This window comes from Gaiella occulta, from assembly GCF_003351045.1.
GTDB classification, from domain to species: Bacteria; Actinomycetota; Thermoleophilia; order Gaiellales; family Gaiellaceae; genus Gaiella; species Gaiella occulta.
The window spans coordinates 552,186-571,400 of sequence record NZ_QQZY01000001.1 but is presented as its reverse complement, the minus strand read 5'-3'; the positions used below and the strand labels follow the sequence as shown (position 1 = coordinate 571,400).

16 protein-coding genes are annotated in these 19,215 nt (G+C 70.4%); 11 read left to right on the top strand and 5 right to left on the bottom strand.

Features of this window, described 5'->3' with window-relative positions:
- Position 1: 1 nt before the first annotated feature.
- From Gocc_RS02930 to Gocc_RS02910, 5 genes are read right to left on the bottom strand one after another with little or no spacing between them, the layout of a single operon-like run.
- On the bottom strand, positions 2–1,657 hold the full coding sequence (locus Gocc_RS02930; RefSeq protein ID WP_220150414.1) for a formate--tetrahydrofolate ligase: 1,656 nt from the start codon (positions 1,655–1,657) through the stop codon (positions 2–4).
- 25 nt (positions 1,658–1,682) lie between these two features.
- Complete coding sequence (locus Gocc_RS02925; protein ID WP_220150413.1) at positions 1,683–2,897, bottom strand: FAD-dependent oxidoreductase; 1,215 nt, start codon at positions 2,895–2,897, stop codon at positions 1,683–1,685.
- A complete protein-coding gene (locus Gocc_RS02920) occupies positions 2,894–3,508 on the bottom strand; it encodes a hypothetical protein (RefSeq protein ID WP_114795007.1) in 615 nt (204 codons plus the stop codon). Before Gocc_RS02920 ends, Gocc_RS02925 begins: the two co-directional genes overlap by 4 nt.
- On the bottom strand, positions 3,505–6,162 hold the full coding sequence (locus tag Gocc_RS02915) for a 2Fe-2S iron-sulfur cluster-binding protein (RefSeq protein ID WP_181813309.1): 2,658 nt from the start codon (positions 6,160–6,162) through the stop codon (positions 3,505–3,507). Before Gocc_RS02915 ends, Gocc_RS02920 begins: the two co-directional genes overlap by 4 nt.
- Positions 6,159–6,416: a sarcosine oxidase subunit delta gene (locus tag Gocc_RS02910; RefSeq protein ID WP_114795005.1), complete on the bottom strand. Its 258-nt coding sequence runs from the start codon at positions 6,414–6,416 to the stop codon at positions 6,159–6,161. Before Gocc_RS02910 ends, Gocc_RS02915 begins: the two co-directional genes overlap by 4 nt.
- 85 nt (positions 6,417–6,501) lie before the next feature.
- Here Gocc_RS02910 and Gocc_RS02905 point away from each other — a divergent pair, with 85 nt between their 5' ends.
- The 11 genes from Gocc_RS02905 to Gocc_RS02855 all read left to right on the top strand — a co-directional run bounded on the left by Gocc_RS02905 (position 6,502) and on the right by Gocc_RS02855 (position 19,215).
- The gene (locus Gocc_RS02905; RefSeq protein ID WP_114795004.1) at positions 6,502–7,287 is read left to right on the top strand and encodes an IclR family transcriptional regulator; all 786 of its coding nucleotides are present in this window, start codon (positions 6,502–6,504) and stop codon (positions 7,285–7,287) included.
- Positions 7,288–7,533: 246 nt separating this feature from the next.
- Positions 7,534–8,883, top strand: a complete 1,350-nt coding sequence (locus Gocc_RS02900; protein ID WP_114795157.1) for a glutamine synthetase family protein — start codon at positions 7,534–7,536, stop codon at positions 8,881–8,883.
- 19 nt (positions 8,884–8,902) lie between these two features.
- The gene (locus Gocc_RS02895; protein WP_114795003.1) at positions 8,903–9,832 is read left to right on the top strand and encodes a class II glutamine amidotransferase domain-containing protein; all 930 of its coding nucleotides are present in this window, start codon (positions 8,903–8,905) and stop codon (positions 9,830–9,832) included.
- Positions 9,820–10,611 (top strand): GltB/FmdC/FwdC-like GXGXG domain-containing protein, encoded by a 792-nt coding sequence (locus Gocc_RS02890; protein WP_114795002.1) that lies wholly within the window; start codon positions 9,820–9,822, stop codon positions 10,609–10,611. Before Gocc_RS02895 ends, Gocc_RS02890 begins: the two co-directional genes overlap by 13 nt.
- Before the next feature lie 9 nt (positions 10,612–10,620).
- Entirely contained in the window at positions 10,621–12,057 is a 1,437-nt protein-coding gene (locus Gocc_RS02885; RefSeq protein WP_114795001.1) for an FMN-binding glutamate synthase family protein, read from the top strand.
- Positions 12,050–12,493, top strand: a complete 444-nt coding sequence (locus Gocc_RS02880) for a hypothetical protein (protein WP_114795000.1) — start codon at positions 12,050–12,052, stop codon at positions 12,491–12,493. Before Gocc_RS02885 ends, Gocc_RS02880 begins: the two co-directional genes overlap by 8 nt.
- Positions 12,494–12,632: 139 nt before the next feature.
- Positions 12,633–13,901, top strand: coding sequence for an NAD(P)/FAD-dependent oxidoreductase (locus tag Gocc_RS02875; RefSeq protein WP_114794999.1), 1,269 nt, complete (start codon positions 12,633–12,635; stop codon positions 13,899–13,901).
- Between the two features lie 82 nt (positions 13,902–13,983).
- Positions 13,984–15,384: an acyl-CoA dehydrogenase family protein gene (locus tag Gocc_RS02870; protein ID WP_114795156.1), complete on the top strand. Its 1,401-nt coding sequence runs from the start codon at positions 13,984–13,986 to the stop codon at positions 15,382–15,384.
- The gene (locus tag Gocc_RS02865) at positions 15,381–17,729 is read left to right on the top strand and encodes a trimethylamine N-oxide demethylase (RefSeq protein WP_114795155.1); all 2,349 of its coding nucleotides are present in this window, start codon (positions 15,381–15,383) and stop codon (positions 17,727–17,729) included. The genes Gocc_RS02870 and Gocc_RS02865 overlap by 4 nt, the downstream gene beginning before the upstream one ends.
- A complete protein-coding gene (locus tag Gocc_RS02860) occupies positions 17,726–18,283 on the top strand; it encodes a LemA family protein (protein WP_114794998.1) in 558 nt (185 codons plus the stop codon). Before Gocc_RS02865 ends, Gocc_RS02860 begins: the two co-directional genes overlap by 4 nt.
- Before the next feature lie 11 nt (positions 18,284–18,294).
- The gene (locus Gocc_RS02855) at positions 18,295–19,215 is read left to right on the top strand and encodes a M48 family metallopeptidase (RefSeq protein WP_114794997.1); all 921 of its coding nucleotides are present in this window, start codon (positions 18,295–18,297) and stop codon (positions 19,213–19,215) included.

The following is a 19,215-nucleotide window of genomic DNA, read 5'->3' as shown; positions in this document are numbered from 1 at the left end:
CTTAGAACAGACCCACGGTGTTGCCGTGCTCGTCGACGTCGATCGCGAACGCGGCGGGCTTCGCGCCGAGGCCCGGCATCGTCTGCATGTCGCCGCACAGCGCCACGATCCAGCCGGCGCCCGTGTAGGGCCGCAGGTCGCGCACCGTGACCGTGAAGCCGGTCGGCGCATTCTTCAGCGTCGGGTCGTGCGAAAGCGACAGGTGCGTCTTCGCCATGCAGATCGGCAGCTCGCCGAGGCCCGCCTTCTCGAACGCGGCGGCCTTCTCCTTTGCCGCCGGCAGCAGCTGCACGTCGTCGCCGCCGTAGACCTTCTGCACGATCGAGCGGATCTTCTCCTCGATCGGCGCGTCGGCGGGGTAGGCGAACGTGAACCCGTTCGGCTCGTCGGCGGCGGCGACGACGGCCTCGGAGAGCGCGATCGCGCCCTCGCCGCCGTGCTCGAACGCGGTGTTCACCTCGGCGGCGTAGGCGCCGTGCTCGACAGCCAGCCGGCGTACGAGCTCGAGCTCCTCGGGCGTGTCGGTCGGGAACTTGTTGACGCCGACGACGGCCTGCAGGCCGAAGCCGTTGATGATGCCGATGTGGCGCGCCATGTTGGCGGCGCCCGCCTCGATCTCGGCCATGCCGCCGTCGATGTTCCCGCCGTGGTGCTTGAGCGCCTTCACCGTCGCGACGAGCACGACCGCGCTCGGGCGCAGGTCGCCGACCCGGCAGGTGATGTCGAAGAACTTCTCCATCCCCATGTCCGAGGCGAAGCCCGACTCGGTGATCACGTAGTCGCCGAGCTTGAGCGCGACGCGGTCGGCGACGAGCGAGTTGTTGCCGTGGGCGATGTTCGCGAAGGGGCCGCAGTGGATGAACGCGGGCTGGCCCTCGAGGGTCTGCACGAGGTTCGGCTTGATCGCCTCCTTGAGCAGAACGGTCATCGAGCCCGCCGCCTGGAGCTGCTCGGCGGTGACCGGCTCGCCCTCGTACGTCTGGCCGACCGTGATCGCGCCGAGGCGCTTGCGCAGGTCGGCGAGGTCGCGGGCGACGGCGACGAGTGCCATGATCTCGCTTCCCGCCGTGATGTCGAAGCCGGTCTGGCGCGGGTAGCCGTTGACCTTGCCGCCGAGGCCCGTGACGATGTCGCGCAGGGAGCGGTCGTTCATGTCCATGCAGCGGCGCCACGAGATCGTGATCGGGTCGATGCCGAGCTTGTTGCCGTGCAGCAGGTGGGCGTCGATCATGGCGCTGAGCAGGTTGTTCGCCGCCGTGATCGCGTGCAGGTCGCCGGTGAAGTGGAGGTTGAGGTCCTCCATCGGCACCACCTGCGCGTAGCCGCCGCCGGCGGCGCCGCCCTTGACACCGAAGACCGGCCCGAGCGAGGCCTCGCGCAGCGCCAGCACCGGCTTGTGGCCGAGCGCGCCGAGGCCCTGCGTGAGCGACACCGACGTCGTCGTCTTGCCCTCGCCCGCGGGCGTCGGCGTGATCGCCGTCACGTTGATCAGCTTCGCGTCCGGCCGGCTCGAGAGCCGGTCGATGAGGGAGAGGTCGACCTTGCCCTTGAAGCGGCCGTACTGCTCGAGCTCGTCGGGCTCGATCCCCGCGTCCGCGGCGATGTCGGTGATGGGGCGCAGCGTCGCCGCCTGCGCGATCTCGAGGCTCGAGAGCATCTGATTCAACCCTTTCGGCGTGTCGTCAATGGCTCACCGCGGCGGCGGCGAGCTCGGAAACCATCGTGTCAGTGTAGAAGCGCTCCAGCTTGAACGGCTCGATCAACGCCGGCGTCTTGCCGGTCGCGATCAGCTCGGCCAGCGTCACGCCCGTGATCGGCGCGGCCTTGAAGCCGTACGTGCCCCAGCCGCAGTCGACGAGGAAGCCGTCGATCTCGGTCACCCCCATGATCGGGCTGTAGTCGGGGCTCATGTCGCAGAGGCCGGTCCAGTGCCGCAGGATCTTCGTCGCGTGGAGCTGCGGGAACAGCTCGAGCACGTGCCGGGTGGCGTACTCGATGAAGGGGAACGTGCCCTTGTTCGAGTAGGTGGGGTACGGCTCCACCTCGGCGCCGATGAGGAACTCGCCGCGATCGGTCTGCGACACGTAGATGTGCATCTGCGCCGAGACGATGATCTTGTCCAGGAACGGCTTCACCGGCTCGGTCACGAACGCCTGCAGGATGCTCGTCACGATCGGCAGCGGCAGGTTCGCCATCTTCGCGACGGGGCTCGACCAGCCGGCGGTGGCGGAGAGCACCGTGCCGCAGGAGATGTCGCCCTGGCTCGTCTTGACGCCGTGCACCCTGCCGTCCCGGATGTCGAAGCCGGTCACCTCGACGCCCTGGTGGATGTCGATGCCGGCTCTGCCGACCTGCTTCGCATAGCCCCACACGACCGCGTCGTGGCGGATGATCCCGCCCGGCGGATGGTAGAGGGCGCCCTGGATCGGCCAGGTGACGTCCTCGCCGATGTTGATCTGCGGGCACAGCTTCTTCACCTCGTACCTGTCGATCACGCGGCTGTCGATGCCGAGCAGCTTGTTCACCTCGGCGCGCTCGTTCTGCACGACGAGCGAGCGATCCGAGTGCGCGAGCGTGAAGTGCCCGTGCTGCGAGAACATGAGGTTGAAGTCGAGGTCCTGCGAGAGGTGCTCGTACAGCTCGACGCTCTGCTTGTAGAAGGCGGCACCCTCGGGGGTGCGGTAGTTCGCGCGGATGATCGTCGTGTTGCGGCCCGCGGCGCCGGAGCCGATGTAGCTCTTCTCGAGGATGCAGACGTCGGTGATGCCGTGGTTCTTGGCGAGGTAGTAGGCGGTAGCGAGGCCGTGCGAGCCGCCGCCGACGATGACGACGTCGTAGTGGCGCCTGAGCGGGCCGGGCCGCCTCAGCACCTGCTTGCGGAAGAAGATGTCCTTCACGCCTGACCGTCCTGCCCGAGCGCGTCGACGCCGACGGGACCGCCGCCGAGCGCCCCGGCGCGGTCGACGACGACCTCCCACAGGTAGTGGCCGAGCTCGTGCGCGAACACGAGCCAGTAGCCGCTGCCGCGCCGCAGGACGTGGGCGTTGACGTGCGCGACCTCGCCGCCCGACGGGAACGTGTGCAGGTGCGTGATCCGGCGCAGCACGGTGTCTGCCTCGGGGCCCGCGACCGCGATGATCGCGAGCGCCCCGGTGACGTCGAGGACGAGGCGGTCGGCGAGCCGCTCTCGCAGCGAGGAGGCGAGCGCCGGCGCGCAGAGCACGAGCGCGCGCTTCGGCGAGATGCGATACCAGACGACGCCCTCGCCCTCCACGGGCTCGCCGGCAGGGCGCACCTCGAGCTTCGCGAGGTGCGACAGGTCCGCGACCCCGACATGCGCCAGGTGCTCCTGCTCGCCGGGGAGCGACACGGGCACGAGCCAGCCGTCGCGCTCCTCGAAGGTCGCCCCCGCCTCGCGGGCGCGGCGCTCGAGCGACGACTTCGCCAGCGGATGGAAGCCGCCCGCGTCCGCGGCCGCCGCGACCGACATGAACTCGAGCGTGCTCACGCCTTCAACCTCGTTCCCTCGGGATCGAAGAACGCGCCCATGTGCACGGTCATCGGCACGGGGCGACCGTCGATCTGCACGTCGAAGCGCCCTCCCTCGACGGCGAGGTCGACGGGGACGACGGCGAGCCCGATCACCTTGTTCAGCTCGAGGCTCCTGCGCACGCTCGTGACGCGTCCGCACGACCTGCCGTCGACGACCACCTGCCCTCCCTCGACCGGCATCTTCCCGCTGGGGCTCTCGAAGCCGACGAGCATCCAGCGGAGGCCGCGCTCGGCGACCTGCTCGACCGCCCACTTGCCGACGAAGTCCGGCTTGTCGGCCTTGACGATCCACGGCATCGCCGCCTCGAGCAGGTTCGACTCGGAGTCGGTGTCCTGGCTCACGATCACGTGGCCCTTCTCGAGGCGGAGGATGCGCTGCGGCTCGAGGCCGAACGGGGCCGCGCCGAGGTCGGCCCCCTGCTCGAGCAGCGCGTCCCACACGTGCTCTGCGTGCGGGCTCGGCAGGTGCAGCTCGTAGCCGAGCTCGCCGACGAAGCCGATGCGGAGGCCGAGACTGGGCACGCCCGCCACGCGCAGGTGCCGGGCGTCGAGGTAGGCGAAGCCCTCGTTGGACATGTCGGCGTCGCTCACGCGCTGCATGAGCGCGCGCGCGTTCGGGCCGGCGACGTTGATCGCGGCGAGCGCGCCCGTCACCTGCACGAGCTGCACGTCCATGAACCACACCGCGTTCCACCACGTGAACCACTGGTACACGCTGTCGGCGCCGGTCGAGGTGGTGGTGACGTAGAACGTGTCGTCGTCGAGACGCGCCACGGTGCCGTCGTCCATGATCCGGCCCGAGTCCGTCGTCAGCACGCCGTAGCGGATGCGCCCCGGCTCGAGGTCGGAGAAGCGGTTCGGGTAGACGCGGTCGAGGAACGCGCCGGCCTCGGGGCCCTTGACGAGGATCTTCCCGAGCGTGGAGACGTCGATCAGGCCGACGCCGCGGTGCACGTTCTGCGCCTCCTCGCCCGCGTCGGGCCCGTAGGAGTGCGGCCGGCGCCAGGCGCCCGTCCACATCATCCTCGCACCCAGATCCTTGTGGCGATGGTGCAGCGAGGTGCGCCTGGCGGGCTCGTGCGGATAGCCGGCGACGAGTCCCATCGAGACGGGCGTGTACGGGGGGCGCGCGGTCGTCGTGCCGATCGTGTTCTCGTCGAGCCCGGTCGTCTTCGCGTAGACGCGGATCGAGTTGACGTGGCAGAGCCGCCCCTGGCAGGGCCCCATCGTCACGGTCGTGTAGCGCTTGGAGAGCTCGATCGAGTCGAAGCCCTCGGCGATCGCGTACTTGAGGTCCTTCGTCGTCTGGTCCTCGCAGAAGCAGACGAAGCACTTCTCGCCGCGGTGGCCGAGCACCGGGTCGGGGACGGCGGGGGCTCCCACGTCGCCGGCGGCGGCGCCGACGGCCTCGACGTGCTCCGGCAGGTCGGTGGGGACGAAGATGCCGCGCCGCTCGTCGAACTCGACGCGCGCGCCCGCCTGGGCGAGGAGCTTGACGTTCGGCTGCGGGCTGCCCGACATCACGATCATGTCGGCGTCGAGCCAGCGCCCGTCGATCGCGACCTGGCGCACACGACCCCTCTTGCCCTGCGCCTCCACGCTGCCCGGCTTCGCCTCGCGGAAGTCGACGACCTTGACGAGCTCGACCCCGGCCGCCTCGAGGTCGGCGGCGGCCTGCAGGCCGCGGTCGTCCGCCGTCAGCACGACGGCCCGCTCGGCCGGCTTGATCGACCAGTAGTTGACGAGCCGCCGGACGGCGTCGGGGAGCATGACGCCGATCAGGTCGTTGCCCGGGAAGACGAGCGGCTGCTCGACGACGCCCGCGGCGACGACGACGCGGCGCGCGCGGAACTTGAGCAGCATGTTCCCGTAGCTGACGGGGACGAGGCCCTGCTCGAAGAGGCCGATCGCGATCGCGGGCGCGAGCAGTTCGACGCCCGCGTCGAGCGCCTGCTGCTTCAGCGACGCCGCCTGGCCGATGCCGTCGCGGTCGGCGAGCAGGGCGCCGCCGACGTCGGGGCCCTCGTCGACGACGACGGCCGACTCGCCGCGGGCGGCGGCCTCGATCGCCGCCGCGATGCCCGCCTGGCCGCCGCCGACGACGACGACGTCGACGTGCCGGTTCTCGACCTCGACGCGCTCGCTGCGAGCGCCGTTCGGATCGAGCGGCCCGAGGCCGGCGGCGCCGCGCAGCACCTTCTCGTACAGCGGCCACAGCCGGCGCGGGCGGATGAAGGTCTTGTAGTAGAAGCCGGGCGGCGTGAACGGACCGCCGAGCTTGTCGGTCAGCTGCATCAGGTCGCGATCGAGCGAGCCGACGTAGTTCTGGCCCTTGACGACGGCGCCCGGCCTGACGGGCGTCACGCAGACGCGCACGCTCGGGACGCCGTCGACCGTCATCTGGCAGTTGGCGCAGTGGCCCGAGCAGCAGGCGAGGCCGCGCGGCCGGTGGTACTTGAAGCTGCGCGAGAAGACGCGCCGGCCGGACGCGTACAGCGCGGAGCCGATCGTGTCGCCGGCGAACGCCTGGATCGTCTTGCCGTGGAACGTGAACGTGACCGGCGCGCCCCGGTCGATGCGCTCGTGCGGCTGCGGCGGAAGCCGGGTCACGCAGCGGGCTCCGGGTGCCACGTCCTGTCGACGCGATTCGCGTAGGTGTCGCGCTCGGCGAGGAACCATTCCTCGCAGGTGCGGCAGAACCACCACTCGCGCTGCGTGCCCCACACGTTCTCGCGGAAGTAGATGTACGTGTTGAGCTCGCGCACGGTCGGGGTCTGCTTGGGCCGCTTCGTCACCTCGCCGGCGCAGCGAAGCTCCTGCACCTCGCGCGGGCCACAGTTGGGACAGGTGACGAGCATCGACATCGAACGGTGGAAGTCGGTACGGCGCGGGTGCGCTGTTATTGCGTAGAACGAAATTGCGTGCTATCAGTGGAAAGACTTTAGCGCGATGCCCCGTACCGGTCAACCATCAGCACGCGATGTCGAGGCGACCGTCCGCGCCGTCGAGATCCTCGACGCCCTGGCGGACGGCGGCGAGCTCGGCACGACCGACGTCGCGCGCCGCACCGGCATCAGCCCCAGCACCGTCTCGCGCCAGCTCGGCACGCTCACGCGCGTCGGCCTCGTTGAGCACGTCGCGGCGACCGGGCGCTACCGGCTCGGCGTGCGCGTGCTCCGGCTCGCGAACGCCGTGCTCGGCCGGCTCGACCTGCGCGATCTCGCACGCCCCCACCTCGAGGAGCTCGTGCACCAGGTCGGCGAGACGGCCACGCTCTCGATCCCGGGCGACCGCGACGCGATCACGGTCGACTTCGTGCCGACCGACCGCTACCTGCAGGGCGTCACGCGCCTCGGCCGCCCCAGCGTCGGCCACGCCTCGTCGGCCGGCAAGGTGATGCTCGCCTTCGGCGACGTGCCGCTGCCGCGCGGCCGCCTCGCCGCCTTCACGGCGCGGACGATCACCGACCCCGTCGCGCTCGCGGCCGAGATCGAGCGGGTGCGCGCCCAGGGCTACGCCGAGGCGATCGAGGAGCGCGAGCCCGGCCTGAGCGCGATCGCCGCGCCGGTGTGGGGCGCCGGCGGCGGCCTCGCCGCGATCGTGGCGCTGCAGGGGCCGACGAGCCGCTTCGACCGGGCGGCGACCCGGCGCGCGCTGCCGCTGCTGCTGCAGTGCTCCGGCCGCATCTCGAAGGCACTCGGCTGGGACGGCATCCCGGCCGGCACGATCCGCTGAGCGCAGCGGCTTCGTGGCTCCCGGCCACTATGGACGAGAGCACGCCGGACGAGATCTCACCGATGCGATAGTCTCCCGTTCTCGGCAATAGCGTTGCGCTAAGGACGATTCAGGCTTGACATCGACCCCGGCGGACGCGTAGACACGGTGGCAGCAGCGCAGGGACATCGACCAGGCACGAACGAGGAGGAGGCGCGCGTGGCAACCGATCTCGACCGCTTCGTCGCAGCGGAGGGCCGCGATGAGATGATCGCCGAGGTGCGGCGGCGTATAGACGCCGAGGGCATCACCTACATCTACTACCAGTTCCCCTCGGTCACCGGCCGCATCATGGGCAAGGGGGTGCCCGCCGCGCACTGGGAGAGCATGGCGCGGAAGGGCTTCCAGCTCGTCTACGGCGCCACCGCCAACCTCTTCACCGACCGCCACGGCGACTACATCGGCTACGGCCCCGAGGCGGCCGAGCTCGTCGGCCTGCCCGAGCCCGAGACGTTCATGCCGCTGCCCTGGGACGGCAAGGTCGCGCGCGTCTGGTGCGCCTGCTTTCGCAACCGCGAGGAGCGCGAGGACCCCGCCGCGTTCCTCACCTCGGACTGCCGCGGCAACCTGAAGCGCATCCAGGCGCAGTTCGAGGCGTCCACCGGCCTGCACCTCCGCGCCGGCGCGGAGCCGGAGATGATGTGGCTGAAGCTGAAAGAGGACGGGACGCCCGACGTCGACGGCGTCACCAAGCCCTACTGCTACCACATCGACCAGTTCTCGGAGCTGCAGCCGATCATCCACAAGGTGATCGAGTACGGCCAGGCGATGGGCCTCGACATGATCCAGGGCGACCACGAGGACGCGCCGGGCCAGATCGAGCTCAACTTCAACTTCGACCGGGCAGAGCGGACCGCCGACAACCTCTCCACGTTCCGGCAGATCTGCCGTCAGGTGGGCCGCGAGCTCGGCGCCTTCCCGTGCTTCATGCCCAAGCCGTTCATGGGCGTCTCGGCCAACGGCTGCCACCACAACATCTCGCTGTGGCGCGGTGACGAGAACGCGTTCATGCCGGAGACGGCCGACCAGCAGAAGCCGAGCCAGATCGGCCTGTGGGCGATCGGGGGCATCCTCGAGCATCTCGGCGCGCTCACCGCCGTCACCGCGTCGACCGTGAACTCCTACCGCCGCCTGTGGGACACCGGCTTCTGGGCGCCCGTGTTCGCCGACTGGGGCTTCCAGAACCGCACCACGGCGCTGCGCGTGTCGGCCCCCGGCCGCTTCGAGTACCGCTCCGTCGACTCGGCCGTGAACCCCTACCTGTCGATGGCGGCGCTGATCATGGCGATGTGGGACGGGATCGAGCGCAAGCTCGATCCGGGCGAGCCGGAGGAGCGGAACATCTACGCTGCGATGGAGGCCGGCAAGCAGGTGCAGAAGATCCCCATGACCTTCGGAGACGCGCTCGACGCGCTCGAGGCCGACGAGGTGATCAAGAGGGCCCTGCCCGGCGACATGTACCGCGTGTTCATGCACTACAAGCGCGACGAGTGGGAGCGCTACTGCGCCACCGTCACCGACTGGGACGTCAAGGAGTACCTCGATGTGCTGCCCTGATCTGCAAAGGATGAGCTGAATGTGCGGAATCGCCGGAATCATCTACAAGGACGGTGAGCATCCGATCGGCACGGAGATGACGCGGATGCTCCAGTCGATGAAGCATCGCGGGCCCGACTCGACCGGCTACGCCCTCTACGGGCAGCCGTCGAACCTCGTGATCATGCGCTACAAGCTCGCCGACGCGAACACGCCGCGCGACTTCGAGTACGAGGACAGGCTGCGCCGCCACCGGGCCGAGGTCGAGCGGCGCTTGCACGCGCTCGGCGCGAAGGTGCACGAGCTCGAGGAGGAGACCGAGTACGCGTTCCGCGTCACGCTCGCCTACGACGGCGACCTGAAGAAGCTCGCCGACTTCGTCGAGGACGTGCCGGACGCCGAGGTGCTCTCGCTCGGCCATTCGCTCGAGATCGTCAAGGATCTCGGCGACGCCGAGCAGGTGGCCTCCGAGTACGAGCTCGCCACGTTCACGGGCACGCACGCGATTGGACACGTCCGCATGGCGACCGAGTCCGACGTCGACATCTCGGGCGCGCACCCGTACTGGGCCTACCCGTTCTCCGACGTCGCGGTCGTCCACAACGGCCAGCTCACGAACTACTTCCAGTGGAAGCGGCGCCTGGAGCGCTCGGGCCACCGCTTCCAGTCCGAGTGCGACTCGGAGATCATCGCCGTGTACCTCGCGGAGAAGATGAGCGAGGGCGCCACGCTGGAGGACGCGATGCGGGATAGCCTCGAGGAGCTCGACGGCGTGTTCACCTACATCTGCGTGACGAAGGACGCGCTCGGCGTGGCGAAGGACGAGATGGCCGCCAAGCCGCTCGTGCTCTACGAAGCCGACGACCTGGTGGCGCTCGCCTCCGAGGAGATCGCGATCCGCGCCGTCATCGACCGCGAGATCGACACGTACGACCCGTATGAAGGGGAGGTCATGGTATGGCAGCGCTAGCGGGCGAGCACTCGATCAGCTACGACGCACGCGGGCTCGCCGAGCCGGACGCGGCCGTCCCGAAGGTGTCGGAGATCTCCGGCACGTCGGCCGAGTTCGACGCGCACGACCTCAGCACGCGGCAGATCAACCTGGAGCTGCGCTGGCTCATCTACGAGCAGGGCGTCACCGACGTGACCGTGCGCAACCCGGGCGCGAAGCATTCGCTCGGCGTCGGCATCCTCAGCCGCTGCAAGATCACGTTCGACGGCAGCCTCGGGTACTTCGGCTGCGGGATCATCGACGGGCCAGAGGTGCACGTCAAGGGCCGCGTCGGCTGGTCGGCCTGCGAGAACATGATGTCGGGCGTCGTCGTCATCGACGGCAACGCCGGCTCGCTCACGGGTGCGGCGATGCGCGGCGGCGACCTCGTCGTCAAGGGCCGTGTCGGCGCGCGCAGCGGCATCGACCAGAAGGGCGGCACGATCATCGTGCTCGGCTCGGCCGGGTCGATGAACGGCTTCATGATGCAACGCGGCCGCCAGATCATCTGCGGAGACGTCGGGCACGGGCTCGGCGACTCGATGTACGACGGGACGATCTACGTGGGCGGCAAGGTGCGCTCGCTCGGAATCGACTGCGTGCCCGGCGAGTGGACCGACGCCGACACCGAGTTCGTGGAGCGGAAGTTCCGCATCTACGGGCTCGGCGGCCCCCCGCAGCTGCAGAAGTTCGTCTGCGGCAAGAAGCTCTACAACTACGACAACCTCGAGCCGTCCGAGCGCAAGCTCGTCCTCTAAGGGAGCCCCATGGCCGACGAGACAGCACCGACGAACAAGACGATCCTCGGGCACAGCCGCATCTTCACCCCCGAGGTGATGAACGACATCCACATGAAGGCCGAGCTCGGCCGCTACCGCATGCGCGGCTTCTCGATGTTCAAGCCGATCCCGCACTGGGACGAGCTCATGTTCATGCCCGGCACGCTCACGCGCTTCGTGATCGAGGGCTACCGCGAGAAGTGCGAGACGAAGACCGTGCTCGGCGCCCGCTTCGCGAAGAAGCCGATCGAGCTCGACATCCCCGTCTACATCACGGGCATGAGCTTCGGCGCGCTTTCGCTCGAGGCGAAGATGGCGCTCGCCAAGGGCGCGTCGATGGCGGGCACGGCGACGTGCTCGGGCGAGGGCGGGATGATCCCGCCGGAGCGCGACTACTCGACGAAGTGGTACTACCAGCTCATCCAGAGCCGGTACGGGTTCAACCCGCACCACCTGATGCTCGCCGACGCCTGCGAGTTCTTCATCGGGCAGGGCTGCAAGGTCGGCCTCGGCGGCCACCTGATGGGCCAGAAGGTGACCGAGCAGGTGGCCGAGATGCGCTCGCTGCCGGCCGGCATCGACCAGCGCTCGCCGGCGCGGCATCCCGACTGGCTCGGGCCGGACGACCTGTCGCTGAAGATCCAGGAGATCCGCGAGGCGACCGACTACCAGATCCCGATCCAGCTCAAGCTCGGCGCCTCGCGCGTGTACGACGACGTGCGCATGGCGGCGAAGTGCGGGCCGGACATCATCTACCTGGACGGCGCCGAGGGCGGCACGGGCGCGGGCCCGCACGTCGCCACGGAGGAGACGGGCATCCCGCTGATGGCGGCGATCCCCGAGGCGCGGCGCGCGCTCGAGGACGTCGGGCTCGCGGACGAGATCGACCTCGTCGTCGCGGGCGGCATCCGCAACGGCGGCGACGTTGCCAAGGCGCTCGCGCTCGGCGCGAAGGCGGTCGCTATCGGCCACTCGGCGCTGATGGCGCTCAACTGCAACAAGGAGATCCCGGGGGTCACCGACTACGAGGGCACGATCGGCGTCCCCGCCGGCCACTGCTACCACTGCCACACGGGCCGCTGCCCGGTCGGGGTGGCGACGCAGGACCCCGAGCTGCGCAAGCGCCTGCGGGTCGAGGACGCGGCGGAGCGGGTCTACAACTTCCTGCACACGCTGACGCTCGAGGTGCAGATGCTCGCCCGCGCCTGCGGCAAGACGAACATCCACTCGCTGGAGCCCGAGGACCTGTGCGCTCTCACGGTCGAGGCGGCCGCGATGGCGAAGGTGCCGCTCGCCGGCACGAGCTGGATCCCCGGCGTCAGCGAGGAGAAGACGCTCGCCAAGATCGAGCGCCTGCTCGAGAAGCACCTCGAGTATCCCGTCGACTACCTGCCGGCACACGCGGAGGTGATGAGCGGTGAGTGAGCACCTCGCCTATTCCGAGCCCGAGAAGATCAAGAGCATCGACGCCGAGTTCCTCTCCGGGCACCGGTTCCCCTACCAGGAGGACATCTCGCTCGTCGAGGACGTCGATCTCGACGCGGCGACGCCGGGCGACGACATCAACTGGCTCGAGGACGTGGAGCTGCTGTCCGAGGACGGCACGCCGGCGGTGTTCGACCGCTACTCGAACTCGTTCCTGAAGATCTACTTCCCGATCCCCGCAGGGCGGGAGAACGAGATCGCGCGCAAGGTGCTCATCACGCACCTGCAGTCGGGCAACTCCTACGGCATCCGGCTGAAGGAGACGCACTGCAAGTTCCCGCAGCCCGAGCTCGGGCCCTGGGTCGCGGGGTCGCGGACGGTCGGCAGCGAGTGGAAGCCGCCCGTGCTCGAAGGCTGGGAGGCGCCGTTGCACTGACTCTCCGCTAGCGCGGGATCCGCGCTCGCAGATCCCGACCGCCGTGTCCCGCCCCGCGGGCGGGCAGATCCCCGAAGCGGCCTGCTTCGCGGCCGGAAACCCTCCACCCAGATCCCAGGTCGACCAGATCGAAGGAACGATGACTCTCCCCACGTCCGCGCGATTCGTCGTCGTCGGGGCCGGCGTGCACGGCCTCTCGACCGCCGCCCACCTCGCCGAGGCGGGCGCCGACGTCGTCGTGCTCGACAAGGGCCGCGTCGGTGGCGGCGCCTCCGGCATCTCGGGCGGGATCGTGCGGAACTTCTACCTCTCGCCGGCGATCAACGAGATCGTGCGCCAGTCGGTGGAGATCTTCGAGCTCGACCCGGAGCTGTTCGGCTTCCGCCAGGTCGGCTACGTCGCCGCCGTGCCGGAGGCGCAGGCGGCCGACCTCGAGCGCATCGCGCAGCAGCACGCTGCGATCGGCTACCCCTCGCGCCTCTCCCGCGGCCCCGACGCGGCGGCGGCACACATGCGCGGCCTCTTCCCCGACTGGCGCGCGCAGGGCATCACGGCCGTGCTGCACGAGCAACGCAGCGGCTGGGCCGACGCCGCCACCACGGTCGCGGCGCTCGCCGGCATCGCGCGCTCGGCGGGCGTGCGCATCCACGAGGGCGTCGAGGTGACCGGCTTCGACCTCCACGGCGACACGGTCGAGCACGTCGAGACGACGTCGGGCGCCATCGCCTGCGAAGCCGTCGTGCTCGCGCCCGGCCCGTGGATCCGCGACCTGTGGGCGCTGCTCGGCCTGCCCGCGGAGCTGTCGATCGGCGGCGGCTCGACAGCGCCGGCCTTCCACTACTGGCAGGTGCGGGAGGGCGACTACGCGCACGCGGGCGCGGCGCTCGACCCGCGGGCGCCCGTCGTCCATCTCGACGCCGACGTACCGCTCGCCCCGGCCGGCGAGCCGCTCCTGCCCGTGCCGTGGGGCATCTACTTCCGTCCCGGCATCGGCGGCGGCATCGCCTGCGGCGGCCTGCCCGTGGCGCTCGACGGCGACTGCGCGCTCGACCCGTACGGCCCCTCGCACCCGAGCGAGGGCGCCACCGACCCGTCCTTCGACGAGGCGATGCACGAGGCGCTGCGCTTCGCGCTCGGCCGCTTCGACGCGCCGGGGGCGTGGACGAGCTCGTCGTTCTCCGCACCCACCTGTTTCACCCCCGACAGCTACCCCGTCGTCGACTACGTGCGCGGCAACGCGTACGCCGTGCTCGACTCGAACCACGGCTTCAAGATGCTCGCGCTCGGCAAGCTCGCCGCCGCCGACCTTCTCGGCGAGCGTGCGCCGGAGCTCGAGCCGTTCTCCCTCTCCCGCTTCGAGCAGTCCGCGCTGCATCCCGTGTCCGCGAGCCCCTATCCGTGGACGTGAGCACGTACCCTGTCCTCGTCCGGCCGGGAGGGTCACGTACGATGACCCCGGCGACCGGGCCGATCCGCCGTTGGAGGTACTGATGTCCGAGAAAGTCTGGGGATCCGAGCCGTTCTGGGGACTCGGGCACGAGTGGGATCCCGACTGGGTCCTGACCGACCGCCAGAAGGAGCTTCGCGCCACCCTGATCGAGTTGTGCGAGAAGGAGATGCGGGCGAACGCGAAGCGCTCGGACGATGAGCTCCTCTATCCGCGCCGGAACCTCGAGCTGCTCGGGGAGCACGGGTTCCTCGGGTTGTGCGTGCCGGAAGAGTACGGCGGCCTCGGCGAGAACCACGTCGCGTTCGCGATGACGGCCGAGACGATCGCGCGCTACGGCTGCGCGTCGACGGCGATGTGCTACGTGATGCACATGGGCGCGGTGGCGGCGATCATGCTGCGGCCGACGCCGGAGCTGATCGACAAGTACATCCGTCCGCTCAACAGCGGCAAGATCGGCACGCTCTCCTACTCCGACCCGGAGACCGGCTCGCACTTCTGGTACCCGGTGTCGTCGCGGGCGGAGCGCCTCAACGGCGGCTACAGGATCAACAAGAAGGCGTCGTGGACGACGTCGGGCGGCTTCGCGGACTTCTACGTCGTGCAGACGACGAGCCCGGACTTCAAGGGCTACGACGACCTCTCCGTGTTCGTCGTCGACAAGGAGGACGTGCAGGCGCAGCCGGCCCTGTGGGACGCGCTCGGCCTGCGCGGCAACCAGTCGGGCCCGATCCAGGTCGAGAACGTCGAGATCCCCGGCGACCAGATCGTCGGCCCGGTCGGCGACGGCGCCTCCTCCAACGACGAGGCGGTCGACCCGTGGTTCCTGATCGGCTCCTCGTCGTGCTGGAACGGCATCGCGCTCGGCGCGGTCGACATCGCCAAGCGCCACACGACCCGCAAGAAGCACGTCGACGTGGGCATGCGCGTGGCGGACTACCCGACGATCCAGGACTACGTCGGCGAGGCCGTGATGGACACCAACGCCTGCCGGCTCTTCGTCTACTCGGTCGCGCAGGCGTGCGACCGGGCGACCGACGACAACCGCCGGACGCTGCAGCCGGGCGAGACGGCGCGGGCCGACTACCTGCACTGGCTGTGGCAGATCAAGTTCGAGGCGGCGAAGAACACCGCGCACGTCGTCGACAAGATGCTGCACGCGTGCGGCGGCTCCGGCTACAAGCGCGACATGGAGCTCGAGCGCTACCTGCGCGACGCCAAGGCCGGCTGGGTGATGGGCCCGACGAACGAGGTGCTGCGGCAGTTCGTGGGCAAGGCCGTGCTGCTCGGGTTCGAGTCGCTCGACTACTGGAACCAGTCGTACAACCGCCGTGTCGTCGAGAACGAGGTGAAGAAGCTCGACGCCGCGGCCAAGCGCGAGCTGGCCCAGCAGCTGCTCGCCGAGGCCGAGGCGCAGCAGTCCAAGGAACCGGCGCAGGCCTGATCCCGGTGGCCGTCGCATCGCGCCCACGTCTGCGTGTCCCGGGGCTCTTGCCCAGCGACCCGGCGCGCGAGATCTACCGCGTCCGGCGGGGGGCGGCGACCGTCGTCGCCCTCCGGCCGGACGACCGGATCACGGTGCGCGACCTCGACGGCGGCCAGCGCGCGGAGCTGACCGTGCTCGCGCCGGACGGGCGCGACGACTTCGCCGGCCTCGGCACGGCGCCGACGGCACGCGCGACGGTGCTGCGCTCGCTCGTCGAGCGGGGCGGGGACGGCGCAGAGACGATCGTGGCACGGCTCGCGAGGACGGGCTTCGACCCGAGCGAGGCGGCCGCGGTCGAGGTCTTCGACCGCTTCACGCCGCCGGGCGCCGAGCAGGTCTTCCGCGCCGAGCGCGAGGTGATCGTCGTCGTGGGGGCGCCGCAGGGCGAGCCCGTCGTCGAGGGCGGCATCCCGGCCTCGGACCTGCAGCTCGAAGTGCGCCGCGCCGAGCCGGCCCGCGGGCCGCTCGAGCCGGCGCTGCCGGAGCCGCTCGCCGAGCCGCGCCTCGACTTCCAGGTCGACCGGGCCTCCGCCCTCGCCTACGAGGTGAGAGCGGGCGAGTTCATCCAGGTCATCGACGTGCGCGGCCGCCAGTGCTCCGACTTCCTCGCCTTCAGCGCGCCCAAGCTGCAGGACGGCAAGGAGCGCGGCCTCGACGCCACCGCCACGCGGTCGTTGATGGGGAACGCGTACCCCTCCCCCGGGCTGTGCTCGAAGTTCTTCGACCACGACCTCGAGCCGCTCGTCGAGGTCGTCCGCGACACGGTCGGCCGCCACGACACGTTCGGCCTCGCCTGCACGCGCAAGTACTACGAGGACATGGGCTACTTCGGCCACGTCAACTGCTCCGACAACTTCAACGCGCAGCTCGGGCCGTACACGATCGAGCCGCGCACCGGCTGGCCGGCGATCAACTTCTTCTTCAACACGGCCTTCGACGCGCACAACCTGTACGTCGTCGACGAGCCGTGGTCGCGGCCCGGCGACTACGTGCTGCTGCGGGCGATGACCGACCTCGTGTGCCTGTCGAGCGCCTGCCCGTCCGACATCGACCCCGCGAACGCCTGGAACCCGACGGAGGTGCACGTGCGCGTCTATCCCGCCAAGGAGCGCTTCTCGGCCGCGATCGCACATCGCGTCACGCCCGACGCGGAGCCGAAGCTGACGAGGGAGACCGGCTTCCACCCGCGCACGTCCGCCCGCACCGGGCGCATGACCGAGTACAACGGCTACTGGCTGCCGACGGCATACGACAACCTGGGCGCCGTCGCCGAGTACTGGGCCTGCCGCGAGCGGGCGGCGATCATGGACCTGTCGCCGCTGCGCAAGTTCGAGATCCTGGGGCCGGACGCGGAGGCGCTGCTGCAGGCGACGATGACGCGCGACATCCGCCGCCTCGCCGACGGCCAGGTGGTCTACACGGCGATGTGCAACGAGACCGGCGGCATGCTCGACGACGGCACCGTGTTCCGCCTCGCGCCGGACAACTTCCGCTTCGTCGGCGGCTGCGAGTACGACGGCATCTGGCTGCGCGAGCAGGCGGAGCGCCTGGGGCTGCGCGTGTGGGTGAAGGAGTCGACGGACGACCTGCACAACGTGGCCGTGCAGGGCCCGGCCTCGCGCGAGATCCTCTCGCGGGTCGTGTGGACGGCGCCGGCGCAGACGCCGTTCCCGGAGCTGAAGTGGTTCCGCTTCTCCGTCGCGCGCCTGCACGGGCCGCAGGGGATCCCGCTGATCGCCTCGCGCACGGGCTACTCGGGCGAGCTCGGCTACGAGCTCTTCTGCCACCCGCAGGACGCGCCGGCCGTCTGGGACGCGGTCATGGAGGCGGGCACCCCGCACGGGCTGCAGCCGCTCGGCCTCGACGCGCTCGACATGCTGCGCATCGAGGCCGGCCTGATCTTCGCCGGCTACGAGTTCGACGACCAGGTCGACCCGTTCGAGGCGGGCATCGGCTTCACGGTGACCCCCGGCAAGGAGGAGGACTTCGTCGGCAAGGAGGCGCTCGCGCAGCGGCGCGCGCACCCGCAGCGCACGCTCGTCGGTCTCGAGCTGCAGGGCAACGAGACGGCCGGCCACGGCGACTGCGTGCACGTCGGCCGCTCGCAGGTCGGCGTCGTCACGAGCGGCACGCGCTCGCCGATCCTGAAGAAGAACATCGCGCTCTGCCGGATGGCGATCCAGTACGCCGAGATCGGCACCGAGGTGGAGGTCGGCAAGCTCGACGGCCAGCAGAAGCGCATCCCGGCGACGGTGGTGCGGTACCCGTTCTACGACCCGGACAAGACGAGGCCGCGCTCGTGACCGCCGCCCTCGTGGCGATCGGCGTCGTCGTCGCGCTGCTCGTCGTCGCCGTCGTCCTCTTCAACCGCCTCGTCCGGCTGCGCAACGAGGTGGACACGGGCTGGTCGAACATCGACGTGCAGCTGAAGCGGCGCAACGACCTCATCCCGAACCTCGTCGAGTCGGTGAAGGGGTACGCGGCGCACGAGCGGGACGTGTTCGAGGAGGTCACGAACGCCCGGGCCGCCGTCGCCGGGGCCTCGTCACCGGCCGCGGCGGGCGCGGCCGACTCGCTGCTCGGCCAGGCGCTCGGCCGCCTGTTCGCGGTCGCAGAGGCGTACCCCGACCTGAAGGCGTCGCAGAACTTCCTGCAGCTGCAGGCGGATCTGACCGACACCGAGGACAAGATCGCCGCCGCCCGCCGCTACTACAACGCGACGGTGCTCGCCTTCAACACGGCGACGCAGACGTTCCCCTCGCTCCTGCTCGCGCGGCCGCTCGGGTTCCGCCCGCGCGAGTTCTTCGCGGCCGAGCAGGACGAGCGCGCGCCCGTGCCCGTGAGCTTCCAGCAGTAGCCGAACCGTCCGTGACGCTCCAGCAGCAGATCCGCGCCAACCGCCTGCGAACCGCACTCGTCGTCGGCATGTTCGCCCTCCTCGTCGCCGGCGTCGCCGCGGCCTCGACCGTGTACGTCGGCGAGGCCGGCGCGGTCGGGCTGCTCGCGTTCGGGCTCGCCTACGGGCTGTTCGCGTGGTGGAACGCCGGGCGCATGATCGGCGCCCTCACCCGCGCCGTGCCGCTGCGGAAGAGCGACGACCGGGAGCTCTACCGCCTCGTCGAGAACGTCTCGATCGCGGCCGGGCTGCCGGCGACGCCGCCCGTCTACCTCGTCGACGACCCTGCGCCGAACGCCTTCGCCGCGGGCTCGCGGCCGTCGTCGGTGTACGTCGGCGTCACGACCGGCCTGCGGCGGCTGATGCCGAGCCGCGAGCTCGAGGCCGTGCTCGCCCACGAGATCTCCCACATCCGCAACCGCGACGTACGACTGATGACCCTCGCGGCCGTGCTCGTCGGGGTCGTCGCGATGATCAGCGACTTCGCCTTCCGCCTCGCCTTCTTCGGCGGCGGGCGCGGCAACCGCGACCGCAACCCGCTCCAGATCGTGGCGGCGCTCGTGGCGCTGCTGCTCGCGCCGCTCGCCGCCGTGATGCTGCAGATGGCGCTCAGCCGCCGCCGCGAGTTCCTCGCCGACGCGAGCGCCGCGGCGATCCTCAACGACCCGGAGGCGATGGCCCTCGCGCTGCGCCGCCTTCAGCTCGACACGCAGGAGATCGCCTACGCCGACCGCGCCACGGCGCACCTGTTCATCGAGAGCCCCACCCGCCTCGTGCGCGGCGCCGGCGGCTTCCTCGCCGGCCTCTTCCAGACCCACCCGCCCCTGGAAGAGCGCATCAGCGCGCTCGAGCAGGCGGGCGGCTTCCGGCTCGAGGCGCTTCCCGGCGCCTGA

What these genes read in the sequence shown, in the direction of transcription:
- Gocc_RS02895 (WP_114795003.1), top strand. Translation starts at nt 8,903, where the DNA reads ATGTGCGGAATCGCCGGAATCATCTACAAGGACGGTGAGCATCCGATC.
- Gocc_RS02905 (WP_114795004.1), top strand. Translation starts at nt 6,502, where the DNA reads ATGCCCCGTACCGGTCAACCATCAGCACGCGATGTCGAGGCGACCGTC.
- Gocc_RS02870 (WP_114795156.1), top strand. Translation starts at nt 13,984, where the DNA reads ATGTCCGAGAAAGTCTGGGGATCCGAGCCGTTCTGGGGACTCGGGCAC.
- Gocc_RS02910 (WP_114795005.1), bottom strand. Translation starts at nt 6,416, where the DNA reads ATGTCGATGCTCGTCACCTGTCCCAACTGTGGCCCGCGCGAGGTGCAG.
- Gocc_RS02930 (WP_220150414.1), bottom strand. Translation starts at nt 1,657, where the DNA reads ATGCTCTCGAGCCTCGAGATCGCGCAGGCGGCGACGCTGCGCCCCATC.
- Gocc_RS02890 (WP_114795002.1), top strand. Translation starts at nt 9,820, where the DNA reads ATGGCAGCGCTAGCGGGCGAGCACTCGATCAGCTACGACGCACGCGGG.
- Gocc_RS02875 (WP_114794999.1), top strand. Translation starts at nt 12,633, where the DNA reads ATGACTCTCCCCACGTCCGCGCGATTCGTCGTCGTCGGGGCCGGCGTG.
- Gocc_RS02885 (WP_114795001.1), top strand. Translation starts at nt 10,621, where the DNA reads ATGGCCGACGAGACAGCACCGACGAACAAGACGATCCTCGGGCACAGC.
- Gocc_RS02900 (WP_114795157.1), top strand. Translation starts at nt 7,534, where the DNA reads ATGATCGCCGAGGTGCGGCGGCGTATAGACGCCGAGGGCATCACCTAC.